Below are 13,901 nucleotides of genomic sequence, written 5' to 3'. Positions count from 1 at the left end.
TCAGAAGGGGACTCCCATGTCGCAAGCGACCATCGAGAAGTCCGTCGAAGCCGACGAACTTCCGGTGACGAGGCACGGCGCCGATCCGAAGGGGCGCGCGATCACGCGCGCCGTCCTCGCGATCGGCTTCGTCGTGCTCGTCGCCCTCGCTCTCCTGCTCGTCTTCACCACCTCCACCGAAGAATCCGCCCGCACGACCATCGGGTTCTCGCTCAACAGCTTCTTCGTCGCCCTCGGCGGCATGCACCCGCTCGTGCAGATCCCCGTGATCCTCGCCGTCTTCGGCGTGGTGGTGGCCATCATCCTGGTGCTCATCGAGTTCGCCCCGCGCCCCGGCCGCGGCTACTTCATCATGCGGCTGGTCGCCTGCCTGGTGATCCCGGTGCTCGCCTTCCTGCTGCTGCGTCCGTACCAGAACGCCGTGCTCTACGTCGTGGCGATCGCCCTGCTGGTCGGCGCTCTGCTCTTCTTCGCGGACTTCCGCGCCCGCCAGGGAGCCGGCTACCTCTTCCAGCTCGTGCTCTTCATGGCACCCGCCTCGATCATGCTCGTCCTGGGCCTGATCTACCCGGCGATCTCGACCATCTTCAAGTCGTTCTTCGACAAGACCGGCGCGAACTTCGTCGGCTTCGAGAACTACGTCTGGGTCTTCACGAACCCCGTCGGCACCTCCTCGGTGATCAACACGATCCTCTGGGCGCTCCTGGCCCCGACCGTCTCGGTGGTCATCGGTCTCGCCTACGCCGTGTTCATCGACCGGGCGCGTGGCGAGAAGATCCTCAAGGTGCTCGTGTTCATGCCCGTCGCGATCTCGTTCGTCGGCGCCGGCATCATCTGGAAGTTCATGTACGACGCGCGTCAGGGTGACCAGATCGGTCTCCTCAACGCGATCGTCACCGCGTTCGGCGGCGACCCCGTGCAGTGGCTCGCCATCAAGCCGGTGCTCAACACCCTGATGCTCCTCATCGTGTTCATCTGGACGCAGACGGGCTTCGCGATGGTGATCCTCTCCGCCGCGATCAAGGCCGTGCCGATCGAGCAGATGGAGGCCGCCGAACTCGACGGCACCAACGCCTGGCAGCGGTTCCGCAACGTCACCGTGCCCGGCATCCGCTCCTCGTTGATCGTGGTGCTCACCACGATCACGATCGCCTCGCTGAAGGTGTACGACATCGTCGCCGTCATGACCGGTGGTCGTGACGAGACGAGCGTGCTCGGATTCGAGATGGTCAACCAGCAGCAGAGGTTCCAGAGTTACGGGCACTCCTCGGCGCTGGCCGTCGTGCTGTTCCTGTTCGTGCTGCCCCTGATCGTCTACAACGCCCGATCGATGGCCAAGCAGAGGGAGATCCGCTGATGAGCGCCACACAACTCGTCGTCACGCCCGACAACCGCACCAAGCGGCAGGTCGCCCGTGACACGCGCAAGAACGAGGCGATCGCCCACAAGAAGCTGACGTCGAAGGGCGCGACGATCGCTGCCGCGATCATCGCCATCTTCTGGACGATCCCGACCTTCGGCCTCTTCGTCACCTCGTTCCGTCCCGGTGCCGACACGCAGAACTCGGGCTGGTGGACGGTCTTCACGAACCCCGAGTTCACGCTCGACAACTACGTGCAGGCCTGGAACTCGGGCGGCACCTCGACCACGCTCGCCTCGGCGTTCGTGAACTCGCTCGCGATCACCATCCCCGCGACGGTGTTCCCGATCGTGATGGCGGCACTCGCCGCGTACGCGTTCGCATGGATCGACTTCAAGGGTCGCAACATGCTGTTCGTGTTCGTCTTCGCGCTGCAGATCGTGCCGCTGCAGATGGCCCTCGTGCCGCTGCTGAGCCTGTTCTCGGACGGCCTGTCGATCAACGACGTGCCGATCTTCCCGGGCTTCGGTCTGAACGAGGTGCAGTACAGCTTCGCCCGCGTCTGGATCGCGCACGCGATCTTCGCGCTGCCGCTCGCGACGTTCATGCTGCACAACTTCATCTCGGAGATCCCCGGCGAGATCATCGAGGCGGCCCGTGTCGACGGCGCCGGTCACGGCCAGGTGTTCTTCCGGATCATCCTGCCGCTGGCCGCTCCCGCGATCGCGTCGTTCGGCATCTTCCAGTTCCTGTGGGTGTGGAACGACCTGCTCGTCGCGACGATCTTCGCCTCGCCGGGCGCGCTGCCGATCACCCAGGCCCTCAACTCGCTGTCGGGCACGTGGGGCAACAAGTGGTTCCTGCAGTCGGCGGGAACGTTCATCTCGATCATCATCCCGTTGATCGTGTTCTTCGCCCTCCAGCGCTTCTTCGTGCGCGGCCTGCTGGCCGGCGCGACCAAGGGCTGACGCCTGAACGACGGATGCCGTGGCGCAACACTTCTGCGCCACGGCATCCGTCGTTCTACGCTGAACCTATGAAGTACGCAGATTCGATCGTCGACCTCGTCGGCGACACGCCCCTCGTGAAGCTCCGTCACGTCACCGAGGGCGTCGCGTGCACGGTGCTCGTCAAGCTCGAGTACTTCAATCCCGGCGGCTCGTCGAAGGACCGCATCGCCTCGCGCATCATCGATGCGGCGGAGGCGGCTGGGCAGCTGAAGCCCGGTGGGACGATCGTCGAACCCACGAGCGGCAACACCGGTGTCGGACTCGCCCTGGTCGCCCAGCAGCGCGGATACGCGTGCGTCTTCGTGGTGCCCGACAAGGTCGGCGATGACAAGATCGACGTGCTGCGGGCCTACGGAGCCGAGGTCGTCGTGACGCCGACGTCGGTGCCGGCCGACAGCCCGGAGTCGTACTACAGCGTGAGCGATCGGCTGGCGCGTGAGATCCCCGGCGCGTTCAAGCCCAACCAGTACGAGAACCCCAACGGTCCCCGCAGTCACTACGAGACCACGGGTCCCGAGATCTGGCGCGACACCGACGGCACGGTCACGCACTTCGTCGCCGGTGTCGGCACGGGCGGAACCATCAGCGGCACGGGGCGCTACCTGCGCGAGGTGTCGGACGACCGCGTGCGCATCATCGGCATCGACCCCGAGGGCAGCGTCTACAGCGGTGGAACCGGGCGTCCGTACCTCGTCGAGGGCGTCGGCGAGGACATCTGGCCCGGATCGTACGATCCGGCGGTGCCGCACGAGATCGTCGCGGTGGGCGATGCGGAGTCGTTCGCGATGACGCGCCGTCTCGCCCGAGAGGAGGGCATCCTCGTCGGCGGGTCGAGCGGCATGGCCGTCGTCGGCGCGTTGCGCATCGCCAAGGACCTGCCCGCGGATGCCGTGATGGTCGTGCTCCTGCCCGACGGTGGTCGCGGCTACCTCGGCAAGATCTTCAACGACGGCTGGATGCGCTCCTACGGGTTCAGCGAGGTGGAGGAGGGCGAGACCGTCGCCGACGTGATCGCCGCCCGCGCCGCGCGCCAGGGCGAGGCGATTCCGGATCTCGTGCACGCGCACCCGACCGACACGGTGCTTGAGGCGATCGGCATGATGACCGAGTACGACGTCTCGCAGCTCGTCGTGCTCAGCGCCGAGCCGCCCGTCATGATGGGCGAGGTCGTGGGCACGGTCGACGAGAAGGGTCTGCTCGACCTGCTGTTCCGCGGCGACGCCAACCCGGCCGACGCCGTGGGTGATCACGTGGGGGAGCGGCTGCCGCTCATCGGCATCCACGCGTCCGTCGCGCAGGCGCGTGCCGCGCTCGCCGACGCCGATGCGCTGCTGGTCACCGAGGGCGGCAAGCCGCACACCGTCCTGACCCGGCAGGATCTGCTCGCGTACCTCTCGAAGTGACGCGCGACGAGTGACGCGCGACGTAACAGGATCGCCGCCGCTCCGGAGCCCGCACGTAGGCTGAGGGGCATGTCCGAGCACTCCTTCGCCACCCGAGCCATCCACGCAGGTCAGGAACCCGATCCCCGCACCGGTGCGATCATCCCGCCGATCTACCAGGCCTCCACGCACGTGCAGGACGGCATCGGCGGCTTCCGCGAGGGCTACGAGTACAACCGAGCAGGCAACCCCACCCGGTCGTCGCTCGAGACCCAGCTCGCGGCCCTCGAGGGCGGCGTCTCGGCGCTGTCGTTCGCCTCGGGGCTCGCCGCCGAAGACGCGCTGCTGCGCGGCATCCTGAAGCCGGGCGACCACGTCGTGCTCGGCAACGACGTCTATGGCGGCACCTACCGCCTGCTCACCCGCGTGCTCGCGCCGTGGGGCATCGAGACGACCACGGTCGAGCTCGGCGACCTCGACGAGGTGCGCGCGGCGATCCGCCCCGAGACCAAGATCGTCTGGCTCGAGACGCCCAGCAACCCGCTGCTCAAGGTCGTCGACATCGCGGTCGTCGCGGAGGTCGCGCACGCGGCCGGCGCCGTCGTCGTGGTCGACAACACGTTCGCCTCGCCGGCGCTGCAGCAGCCGCTCGCCCTCGGGGCCGACCTGGTCGTGCACTCGACCACCAAGTACCTCGGCGGGCACTCCGATGTGCTGGGCGGCGCGGTGGTGTTCGGCGACGACACCCACTTCGACGCGATCAAGTTCCAGCAGTTCGCTGTGGGAGCCGTGTCGGCCCCGCTCGACGCCTGGCTCACCACCCGCGGCATCAAGACGCTCGCGGTGCGCGTGCGGCAGCACTCCGAGAACGCTCAGGCGATCGCCGAGTGGGCCGAGAGCCGTCCCGAGTTCGAGCGCGTCTTCTACCCGGGTCTCGCTTCGCACCCGGGCCACGACATCGCGGCCCGCCAGATGAGCGGCTTCGGCGGCATGCTGTCGCTCGCCCTCGCCGCGGGCCCGGACGCAGCCAAGGCGTTCGCGGAGTCGACGGAGATCTTCCAGCTCGCGGAGTCGCTCGGCGGCGTCGAGTCGCTGATCGGCTACCCGCCGGACATGACGCACGCCTCGGTGCGCGGCACCGCTCTCGCGGTCCCCGAGAACGTGGTGCGCCTGTCGGTCGGCATCGAGGACGTGCGCGACCTGATCGCCGACCTCGAACAGGGGCTCGCTCGCATCAGTTCCTGACGCGGGGAGTCGGAGCGCGAGACACCACATCCCTCGCGAGACACCACGGGGGCCGTGGTGTCTCGTCGCGGATGTGGTGTCTCGGCGCGCCCGCGCGGGCGTGCACGTAGAATGGGTGGCTGGGTCGAATCGATTCGACCGTCCGCCCTCGCTCCGAAAGGCCGTCGTGCCCGACGCTCCTCGCACCGACTCCGTCCCGACGATCCCCGCACACGCCGCGCCCGAACGCACGGCGACCGGCAGCATCCGCATCCCCGCCGCGACGGGAGCGATTCGCACGCTCGGGTCCAACCCGATCACGGCGCCGATCATGCTGCACCCGGGAGACTCGATCTCGAACGGCCGGCGCGCGCTGTACATCATCCTCCTCGGAGCGCTCACCGCCCTCGGGCCGTTCACGATCGACCTCTACCTCCCGGCCTTCCCGGTGCTCGAAGAGGACTTCCAGACGACCGCCGCGGCGATCCAGCTCACGCTGACCGGAACCATGATCGGCTTCGCGGTGGGGCAGCTGCTCGTCGGTCCGCTCAGCGACAAGATCGGCCGGCGGCTCCCGCTCATCATCGTGACGGCGCTGCACGTGCTCGCGAGCCTCGCCGCCGCGTTCGCGCCCACGCTCGAGCTGCTCAGCGCCTCGCGCGTGCTCATGGGCATGGGTGCCGCGGCCGGCGGTGTCGTCGCGATGGCGATCGTGCGCGATCTGTTCGGCGGCCGCCGACTCGTGGTGATGCTCTCGCGCCTCGCGCTCGTCTCGGGCGTCGCGCCCGTCGTCGCCCCGCTGATCGGCTCGTGGCTGCTGACGCTCATGCCCTGGCGCGGCATCTTCGGTGTGCTCGCGGCCTACGGCGTCGTGATGCTGATCTCGACCCTGATCTTCATCCCCGAGACCCTCCCCGCGGCCCGTCGTCAGGGCGGCGGCGCCACGGTGCTGCAGCGCTACCGCTCGGTGCTCTCCGACCGCGTGTTCCTCGGGGTGCTCGTGATCGGCGGCATGACCTTCTCGGGTCTCTTCTCGTACCTGTCGGCCTCGCCGTTCCTGTTCCAGCAGACGCACGGTCTCGACCCGCAGCAGTACGGTCTGCTTTTCGCCGTGAACTCGCTCGGCGTCGTCGTCGGCGTGCAGACCGCCTCGCGCCTCGCCGCGCGCTTCGGCCCGCAGTGGGTGCTCGCGTACTCGACCTCGGTGCTGCTGCTCGCGGGCACCGCGATCATCGTGACCGATCAGCTCGGACTCGGACTGTGGGGCACCGTCATCCCGCTGTTCGTCTTCATGACCGCGTGCGGCTTCACGTTCCCGAACGTGCAGGTGCTGGCGCTCGACCGCCACGGGAAGGCGGCCGGGACCGCTGCCTCGATCCTCGGCGCGACGAACTTCGGCGTCGCCGGTCTCATCTCGCCGGTCGTCGGCTGGGTCTCGCACGACGCGGGCATCACGGCCACGACGATGGCCGCGGTGATGGCCGGGTGCGCGGCGATCGGCATCCTCGCGCTCTGGTTCGTCGTGCGCCCGCGCACCGTCGGCCTGCTCACTCCCTGACGCGGCGGGCGCACCTCCCGGGTTCCCAGGCGCGCTCCGACAGAATGGGGCGATGGACAGGCGGATGCTGGTGTGGTCGGGTGTCGGGTGCGTCGCGCTGACCTTCGCGCTGGGAGCGCTGATCACCCTCGGGGTCGCGCACCCGTTCGTGTTCGACGCCTGGTGGAACGACGTCGTGGTGTCGTTCCGCTCGGAGGGACTGGTCGCCTTCGCGCACGCCCTCGACACGGTCGGCGGCGGGTGGGTCGCGGTGTATCTCGTGCCGCTCGTCGTGATCATCTCGTTCCTGCTGGCACGCCGCTGGAGATCTGGCGTGTTCGCGGCGCTCGCGTTCCTCGCGAGCGCGGGAGCGGTGCAGCTGCTCAAGCACCTCTTCGGGCGCGCGCGGCCGGAGGACATGCTGGTGCTCAGCGACTACGGGTCGTTCCCCTCCGGGCACACTGCGAATGCCGCGACCCTCGCCCTCGTCTTCGCGGTGCTGTTCCCGAACGTGTGGATCCGGATCGCGGGGGCGCTGTGGATCGTGCTGATGGCGCTGTCGCGCACCTTCCTCTCGGTGCACTGGGCGACCGACACGATCGGCGGCGCTCTGCTCGGGGCCGGGGTGGTGCTGCTGCTGGCGGCGTGGCTGCTGCCGTGGGTGCGGCGCCCGGGTGCCGCGGAGCCGCCCGCCGATAGTCTGGACGACGCCCCACTCACCGACGCACCCACTCACTGAGGAGTCCCCGTGTCGAGCATCCGCCCGTACCGTCCGTCCGATCGCGCGTCGCTGTTCGATGTCTGCGTGCGCACCGCCGATGCGGGGGAGGACGCCACCGGTGTGTTCTCCGACGACGAGCTCTGGGGCCTGCTGTTCGCGGTGCCGTACGTCGAGCGCGACCCGAGCCTGGCGTGGGTCGTCGAATCGGACGACGGCCGCGTGATCGGGTACATCGTCGCGACCGATGACACGGATGCCTTCGAGCAGTGGTTCCGAGACGAATGGTGGCCGCGGTTCGCAGACCGCTTCCCGCAGCCCGTCGAGCCGCAGACGCGCGAGGAGAAGATGCTCGCGTACGCCTACGGACGCCGGCCCGGCGCCGAGCCGAACGCCGCTGCGTACCCTGCTCATCTGCACATCGACCTGCTGCCCGAGACGCAGGGGCAGGGCCTTGGGCGCCGACTCATCGAGACGCTGTTCGACGAGCTCTCGCGTCGCGGCGTGAAGGGGCTGCACCTCGGGATGGATCCGGCGAACACCGGTGCCGCCGCCTTCTACGAGCGCCTCGGCATGACGCCGCTCCCGACCGCGCCGGGCGGGCAGAGCTACGGCGTGACCTTCGCGGGCTGAGGCTCTCCCTTCGAACGGGCGCGTGCGCGGAAGGTAGTGTCTCGCTGGCGTCCGGGCTGGTCAACGCCCTGTGGCGGGAGCGACGGCGCCCGTAACGTTCCTGGTTCGCGACAGATCGGAGCTGGACCATGAGCGATTCCCGCAACACACAGGGAACCCCCGGGGCGAATGACGACGCAGGCGCCGCATCCGGTGGCGCGTCGGAGAACGGAGCTTCGGAGCAGACCGGAGCCTCGGAGGAGACCGAGAAGATGCTCCGGGACGAGAGCACCGACGACGACGGAATGCCCCTCGAGAACCCGTCGGGCGGATGACGCGGGCGTCAGGCGTGATCGCCACGGACGTCGTCGCGGTGGACACCCCGCACATCGGAAACAAGAAGGCCCCGCACGAATGCGGGGCCTTCTTCGTCATCTGGCGGTGACGGCGGGATTCGAACCCGCGGTTGCTTGCACAACACACGCTTTCCAAGCGTGCTCCTTCGGCCGCTCGGACACGTCACCAGGGAACAACTTGTTCATCCTATCCGATGCGGCAGATGCTCCGTGACGCGGCGTACGATCTTGAGGTGGCAACCCCCAAGATCGTTCTCTTCTACGTCTTCACCCCGCTCTCCGACCCCGATGCGATCCGGGTGTGGCAGCGCGACCTCGGCGAGGCGCTGGGTCTGCGCGGACGGCTGCTGATCTCGGGCGACGGAGTGAACGGCACCCTCGGCGGCGACCTCCCCGCGCTCAAGAAATGGGCGCGCTCCTTCCGCTCGTACGCGCCCTTCAAGAACGCCGACATCAAGTGGAGCGAGGGCACCGGCGTCGATGCCGAGGGGCGCAGCCTCGACTTCCCGAAGCTGAGCGTGAAGGTGCGCGACGAGATCGTCTCGTTCGGCGCCCCGGGAGAGCTGAGAGTCGACGAGAACGGCGTGGTCGGCGGCGGCACCCGCCTGAGCCCGGAGGAGCTGCACGACCTGCTCGCCGAGCGTGGCGACGACGTCGTCTTCTTCGACGGCCGCAACGCGCTCGAGGCGCAGATCGGGCGTTTCCGTGGCGCGGTCGTTCCCGACACCGAGACCACCCGCGACTTCGTCGACCTGCTCGACTCGGGCGCCTACGACGACCTCAAGGGCAAGCCCGTCGTGACCTACTGCACCGGCGGCATCCGGTGCGAGGTGCTGTCGAGCCTCATGACCGCGCGCGGGTTCGGCGAGGTCTACCAGCTCGAGGGCGGGATCGTGCGCTACGGCGAGAAGTACGGCGACGACGGCCTGTGGGACGGCTCGCTGTACGTCTTCGACAAGCGCGGATCGATCGACTTCTCCGATCATGCGGCCGTGATCGGCGAGTGCGTCGGCTGCGGCGCCGCGACCTCGCGCACCGCGAACTGCCCCGACCTCTCGTGCCGTACGCAGTTCGTCGTGTGCGAGGACTGCGACCGCGTCGCCTGCGCACAGCACGCCGCCTGACGTATCGCATCCACGGTCGGAAACGGTCGGAACCGGTCGGAACCGGTCGAGACCCTAGGTCGCGGCGAGCGTGTCGACTCCTCGGGCGACGAAGAGGGAGCGGGGCACCAGGAGCGCCCGGGTGCGCGCTGGTGCATCGACGCTGCGCCGCAGATCGCGCAGCACGGTGCCCAGATCTGACGCGAGGTCGGCGGCATCCGCTCCGGATCGGGCGTAGGTCGCGCGTTCGACCGCATCGGCCAGGCGTCCGATCGCCGTCGCATCGACGCCGCGTTCGCGGATCAGCGCGGCCGCACGCATGCGCGGCGAATCGGCATCCGACGGCGGGATGCCGAGATCGACGAGTGTGCTCCGCACCTCGGTCCAGGCGGCGCCCGCATCGCCGTCGCGCGCGCGATCCCGGCGACGGGCGCGAACGAGGGCGCGGATCAGCGCGGGGAGCAGCAGCACCACGACCGCGCCGAGGATCACGAACATCACCGGTGTCGGGTCGACCGTGCGCAACTCGCCCGAGGAGGAGCTGTTGTCGCCGGCATCCTGACGATCGACCTCGGGGGCCGTCGTCTGCTCGGCCTGTGGAGCCGTGGTCTCCGGGGTGCCCGACGGTGTTGTGCCCGATCCCGGGGAACCCGTGACCGCCGTGCGGAACTCGGTCGGCACGCCGAGCGAGGCCGTGGGCTCGAAGGGCACCCAGCCGATGCCCGGGAAGAGCACCTCCGGCCAGGAGTGCAGGCGATCGCTCGTGACGGAGTAGATCGACTCGTCGCCGCGCTTCTCGCCGGTGAGCGAACCGGGCAGGTACCCCACGACGATCCGGGTCTCCATGCCCAGGCTCTCGGCCATCAGGGCGAAGGCGCCGGCGAAGTGCACGCAGTACCCCGAGCGCACGTCGAGGAACCGGGCGACGGCCTCGGCTCCCGTGCCGTCGAAGTCCTCCTCGACCGGGGTGTCGAGCGAGTACATGAAGTCGCTGCGGAACCAGTCCTGCAGGGCGAGCAGGCGGTCGTAGTCGGTACTTTCTTCTGCCGTGACCTCGCGGGCCAACTCGCCGACGATGGCGGGGATCTCGACGTCATCGGTCTCGGCGGTGGACTCCGCCGCCGACACCGCGCGGATCTGCTCGAGCGTGGGGGTCACGCGCACCGAGGAGACGGTGTAGTCGGCGCCGACGGCATCCGCATTGCGCGAGACCAGCGTGCGGTTGTCGGGCATCACCCGCCAGGCGCGGGGCACGCCCTGGATGTCGGTCGCGGGGTAGGGGACGGGCAGCCACGAGCTCGACATCCGCAGGATCCGGATCGAGGTCGTCGTCTCCGTCACCTCGACGTCGGCACCCCACTCGGGGTCGCCGAATCCGTCGGCCTGCGACTGCAGGCCCCCTCGGTCGGGCTGCCACACCTCGCCGTCGAAGTCGGAGAGGGTCGTGAGCCGCAGATACGGCGCCGCGCCGCCCGCCGTCGCGACCGTCAGGACCTCGACGGGGTTGGGCTGGCGCAGATCGTCGCCGAGCCGCAGCGATGCGTCGACCGTGATCCCCGTTCCGGTGCCGGTGAGTCCGGCGGCGAGGGGCAGACCGGGTGCGATGGCGAGCGTCACGGCGATCGCCGCGGCGCCGATGCCCACCGCGACGGATGCCGAGGTGCGGCGCGGCGTCTGCGGATCGGCGCGCGTCGCGTAGCGCAGCTGCGCGAGGACGAAGAGGGCGAAGAGCACGAACCAGACCACGTTCGCGTCGCCGAGGGTGACGATCATCGGGACGGATCCGACGAGACCGACGAGGAGGATCGGGAGGATCGCCGCACGGGCGGCAGCCAGCTGATCGAGCAGCATCGCGACGATCGCGAAGCCGAGCGCCATCGTCGCGGCGAGCCCGCGCGAGGCGGCGAGCGGCGCGGACCCGACCGCGACCTCCTGCCAGGCCGCGCCCGTCAAGGCGCCGAACGTCGAGAGCGTGGTGGGCGACGGGATGATCCCGAACAAGGCCGAGTCGCCCGCCGTCACCTGGGTGACGAGCGCCATCCCGACGAGCAACTGCACGAGGAGGGTGCCGACATCGCGCAGCCACGCGCGGCGGTAACGCAGCAGCACGCGCATCACGAGCCCGGTCAACGGGAGGAGCGTGACCGCCGCGACGACGGCGAACGACCAGGCGCCCGCCTCGATCACCGAGGTGAAGGGCCACATCGCGACGAGACCGCCGACCGCCGCGAGCACCGAGGGGGCGAGGACCGCCGGCGGCGTCTCCTCGTCGCGGTGCCACGCGACCTTCGAGCGCGAGCGGGAGCGCGATCGTGATCGTCGGGAGGCGCTGCCCGTCGCCTGCTCAGCCCGGAACATCGCCGACTCCGATCCGCTCCGGGAGGGCGTCCGCCCATGCCGCGGCCACGTCATCACCGAGCGGGGCGAACGACCAGCCGTTGCGCGTCGCCGCCTCTGCCGCACCCTGCTCGGGCCCGGTGGCGAGGAGGATGCCCGCGGCCGCGCCGGCGGTGCGCAACGATGCCGCGTCGTCCTCCGTCAGCCTGCCCGTGATGTAGACCAGAGGGCCGGGAGGAGCGCCGCCGATCAGCGTCGCCACGTCGCGGTGGTCGCCCCGCGGCGCGATCAGTGCCAGGGCGACGAGCAGCGCGTCACGGTCGTCCTCGTGACCGCGCAGGGTGCCGAGCAGCACGCCCGCGCTGTCGATCACGTCGACGCCGTACCCTTCATCGGCGAGATGCACGGCCGACGAGGCGCAGAGCGAGACCGCGGCCTCGAACGCGGCATCCGCGTCGTCCCCCGGTCGATCCCACCGCTCGGCGCTGCGGTCGAGCACGACGATCGCATCAGGGCTCGACTCCTCCTCTTCCTGCCGCACCATGAGCTGCCCACGGTGCGCGGTCGCACGCCAGTGGATGCGGCGCATCGAGTCGCCCGGCAGGTAGAACCGGGGCGAGAGGTTGTCGGCGCCCTGGCCGAGGCGCGTCGACGACGTGTGCGCCGTGCCGCCGGCCGCGCCGACGCGCACGGCGAGGGGTTCGAGCGCGAAGACCTCGGGTACGACCGTGACGGTGCGCGTATCGCCGAACTCCTGCTCGCGCCGCGCGAGACCGAAGGGGTCGACGGTGCGCAGCACGAGCGGCCCGATCGGCCAGACACCGCGACGCACGCCCGTGATGCGGTACCCGAGCTGCCCGGACTGCGGCGGATACTCGCCGCCGGCGTCGCCGCTGACGGCGTCGGGCAGGACGTCGTGCCACAGCGCGTGCGGCACGCGCAGCGAGCGCAGGGCGAAGCGGATGCTGACGCGCGAGGTCTCCGAGACCGTGAGCAGGTCGGTCGACACCTGTCGGGAGACGGTGCCCGTGCGCCGCGGGAGCCAGGCCATGAGCGCCGAGAAGCCGGTGAGGAGGGCGAGCAGGGCCCCGATGTAGAGCAGGATCGGTGCGGCGACGAGGTTCGCTCCGATCACGCACAGCAGCGCCGCGACCAGCGCGCCCGCACCGCGGCGGGTCAGGGATCGGCGGCGTCGCATCGAATGCCTCAGACGCGGCTCGCGACGGGCACGCGCACGCGCTCGACGATGTGCGCGAGGGCCGTCTCGATGGGCTGGGCGCCGGCGCGGTGCGCACCGCGGGCGGGCAGCAGCCGGTGCGCGAACACCGGGATGAGGAGGGCGGTGACGTCGTCGGGGATCACGAAGTCGCGGCCGTCGAGCGCCGCCCACACCTTCGCGGCACGGATCAGCTGCAGCGTCGCGCGCGGACTCGCCCCGAGGTGCAGGCTCGGGTCGGTGCGCGTGGCCTGCGCGAGGGCGACCGTGTACTCCTCGAGCGCGGGCGCCACGTGCACGGCGCGGGCCCAGGCGATGAGCTGCGAGATCGAGCCGGCATCGGCGACCGCGGCGACGGCCGCGAGCGGGTTCACCACGTCGCGCTGTCGGATCATGAGGGCCTCCGCCGCGGCATCCGGGTACCCCATCGAGATGCGCATCATGAAGCGGTCGCGCTGCGCCTCGGGCAGGGCGTACGTGCCCTCCATCTCGAGGGGGTTCTGGGTGGCGACGACGAGGAAGGGCGAGGGGAGCGGATGCGTCGACCCGTCGACGGTGACCTGACGCTCCTCCATGGCCTCGAGCAGTGCCGACTGCGTCTTGGGCGAGGACCGGTTGATCTCGTCGGCGATGACGATGTGCGCGAAGATCGCGCCGCGCTTGAACTCGAACTCGCGGTCGACCGGGTTGTAGACCGAGACGCCGGTCACGTCGCCCGGGAGGAGGTCGGGGGTGAACTGGATGCGTCGCACGGTCGCGTCGACGCTGGCCGCGAGGGCGCGCGCCAGCATGGTCTTGCCGACCCCGGGCACGTCCTCGATGAGCAGGTGGCCCTCGGCGAGCAGGCAGATCAGCGCACTGCGCACGGCATCGGGCTTTCCGTCGATCACCTCTCCCACGGAGGCGAGGATCGCGGAGGTCTGGGCGGCGAACTGTTCGGCCGTGATCAGGGGGGAGTTGTCCGTCATGCGTTCCCTCTCGTCGGCGCTGCAGCGCGCGTTACTCGATCGTAACCCGCAGGGCATTCGCATGGGGCTGGCAGATCG

Annotated in this window: 12 protein-coding genes and 1 tRNA gene; 9 read left to right on the top strand and 4 right to left on the bottom strand. The window is 69.9% G+C overall.

The window, feature by feature from the left end:
* The first annotated feature begins 16 nt into the window (after positions 1–16).
* The 8 genes from ACZ5Y9_RS13925 to ACZ5Y9_RS13890 all read left to right on the top strand — a co-directional run bounded on the left by ACZ5Y9_RS13925 (position 17) and on the right by ACZ5Y9_RS13890 (position 8,178).
* Positions 17–1,357: a carbohydrate ABC transporter permease gene (locus ACZ5Y9_RS13925; protein ID WP_247625108.1), complete on the top strand. Its 1,341-nt coding sequence runs from the start codon at positions 17–19 to the stop codon at positions 1,355–1,357.
* Entirely contained in the window at positions 1,357–2,328 is a 972-nt protein-coding gene (locus ACZ5Y9_RS13920) for a carbohydrate ABC transporter permease (protein ID WP_247625107.1), read from the top strand. Before ACZ5Y9_RS13925 ends, ACZ5Y9_RS13920 begins: the two co-directional genes overlap by 1 nt.
* A 68-nt stretch (positions 2,329–2,396) precedes the next feature.
* Entirely contained in the window at positions 2,397–3,773 is a 1,377-nt protein-coding gene (locus ACZ5Y9_RS13915) for a cystathionine beta-synthase (protein WP_247625106.1), read from the top strand.
* Positions 3,774–3,842: 69 nt separating this feature from the next.
* Positions 3,843–4,997 (top strand): cystathionine gamma-synthase, encoded by a 1,155-nt coding sequence (locus ACZ5Y9_RS13910; protein ID WP_404598244.1) that lies wholly within the window; start codon positions 3,843–3,845, stop codon positions 4,995–4,997.
* A 166-nt stretch (positions 4,998–5,163) separates the two neighbouring features.
* Positions 5,164–6,534: a multidrug effflux MFS transporter gene (locus tag ACZ5Y9_RS13905; RefSeq protein ID WP_464471590.1), complete on the top strand. Its 1,371-nt coding sequence runs from the start codon at positions 5,164–5,166 to the stop codon at positions 6,532–6,534.
* Positions 6,535–6,586: 52 nt separating this feature from the next.
* Positions 6,587–7,252: a phosphatase PAP2 family protein gene (locus ACZ5Y9_RS13900; protein WP_247625103.1), complete on the top strand. Its 666-nt coding sequence runs from the start codon at positions 6,587–6,589 to the stop codon at positions 7,250–7,252.
* A gap of 9 nt (positions 7,253–7,261) precedes the next feature.
* A complete protein-coding gene (locus tag ACZ5Y9_RS13895; protein WP_464471589.1) occupies positions 7,262–7,864 on the top strand; it encodes an N-acetyltransferase family protein in 603 nt (200 codons plus the stop codon).
* A 128-nt stretch (positions 7,865–7,992) separates the two neighbouring features.
* On the top strand, positions 7,993–8,178 hold the full coding sequence (locus tag ACZ5Y9_RS13890) for a hypothetical protein (RefSeq protein ID WP_247625101.1): 186 nt from the start codon (positions 7,993–7,995) through the stop codon (positions 8,176–8,178).
* Between the two features lie 101 nt (positions 8,179–8,279).
* On the opposite strand, the gene ACZ5Y9_RS13885 is transcribed toward ACZ5Y9_RS13890, so the two are convergent.
* Positions 8,280–8,367: transfer RNA gene (locus ACZ5Y9_RS13885), tRNA-Ser, on the bottom strand.
* A 65-nt stretch (positions 8,368–8,432) separates the two neighbouring features.
* Here ACZ5Y9_RS13885 and trhO point away from each other — a divergent pair.
* Positions 8,433–9,323, top strand: coding sequence for an oxygen-dependent tRNA uridine(34) hydroxylase TrhO (gene trhO, locus ACZ5Y9_RS13880; protein ID WP_464471588.1), 891 nt, complete (start codon positions 8,433–8,435; stop codon positions 9,321–9,323).
* A 54-nt stretch (positions 9,324–9,377) separates the two neighbouring features.
* Here trhO and ACZ5Y9_RS13875 read toward each other — a convergent pair whose 3' ends face one another.
* From ACZ5Y9_RS13875 to ACZ5Y9_RS13865, 3 genes are read right to left on the bottom strand one after another with little or no spacing between them, the layout of a single operon-like run.
* Positions 9,378–11,660 carry a transglutaminase TgpA family protein gene (locus ACZ5Y9_RS13875; protein WP_464471587.1) on the bottom strand — a complete coding sequence of 761 codons (2,283 nt, stop codon included), beginning with the start codon at positions 11,658–11,660 and terminating at the stop codon, positions 9,378–9,380.
* Positions 11,647–12,837: a DUF58 domain-containing protein gene (locus ACZ5Y9_RS13870; protein ID WP_247625098.1), complete on the bottom strand. Its 1,191-nt coding sequence runs from the start codon at positions 12,835–12,837 to the stop codon at positions 11,647–11,649. The genes ACZ5Y9_RS13875 and ACZ5Y9_RS13870 overlap by 14 nt, the downstream gene beginning before the upstream one ends.
* Before the next feature lie 8 nt (positions 12,838–12,845).
* Positions 12,846–13,823 carry an AAA family ATPase gene (locus ACZ5Y9_RS13865; protein WP_247625097.1) on the bottom strand — a complete coding sequence of 326 codons (978 nt, stop codon included), beginning with the start codon at positions 13,821–13,823 and terminating at the stop codon, positions 12,846–12,848.
* Between the last annotated feature and the right edge of the window lie 78 nt (positions 13,824–13,901).

This window comes from Microbacterium sp. T3-8 (assembly GCF_055398145.1).
The sequence above is the reverse complement of the archived record's forward strand: the minus strand, read 5'-3'. Positions and strand labels throughout refer to the sequence as shown.

Coding starts and splice junctions, on each gene's coding strand:
- ACZ5Y9_RS13915 (WP_247625106.1), top strand. CDS start 2,397: ATGAAGTACGCAGATTCGATCGTCGACCTCGTCGGCGACACGCCCCTC.
- ACZ5Y9_RS13920 (WP_247625107.1), top strand. CDS start 1,357: ATGAGCGCCACACAACTCGTCGTCACGCCCGACAACCGCACCAAGCGG.
- ACZ5Y9_RS13865 (WP_247625097.1), bottom strand. CDS start 13,823: ATGACGGACAACTCCCCCCTGATCACGGCCGAACAGTTCGCCGCCCAG.
- ACZ5Y9_RS13875 (WP_464471587.1), bottom strand. CDS start 11,660: ATGTTCCGGGCTGAGCAGGCGACGGGCAGCGCCTCCCGACGATCACGA.
- ACZ5Y9_RS13925 (WP_247625108.1), top strand. CDS start 17: ATGTCGCAAGCGACCATCGAGAAGTCCGTCGAAGCCGACGAACTTCCG.
- ACZ5Y9_RS13890 (WP_247625101.1), top strand. CDS start 7,993: ATGAGCGATTCCCGCAACACACAGGGAACCCCCGGGGCGAATGACGAC.
- ACZ5Y9_RS13910 (WP_404598244.1), top strand. CDS start 3,843: ATGTCCGAGCACTCCTTCGCCACCCGAGCCATCCACGCAGGTCAGGAA.
- ACZ5Y9_RS13900 (WP_247625103.1), top strand. CDS start 6,587: ATGGACAGGCGGATGCTGGTGTGGTCGGGTGTCGGGTGCGTCGCGCTG.
- ACZ5Y9_RS13870 (WP_247625098.1), bottom strand. CDS start 12,837: ATGCGACGCCGCCGATCCCTGACCCGCCGCGGTGCGGGCGCGCTGGTC.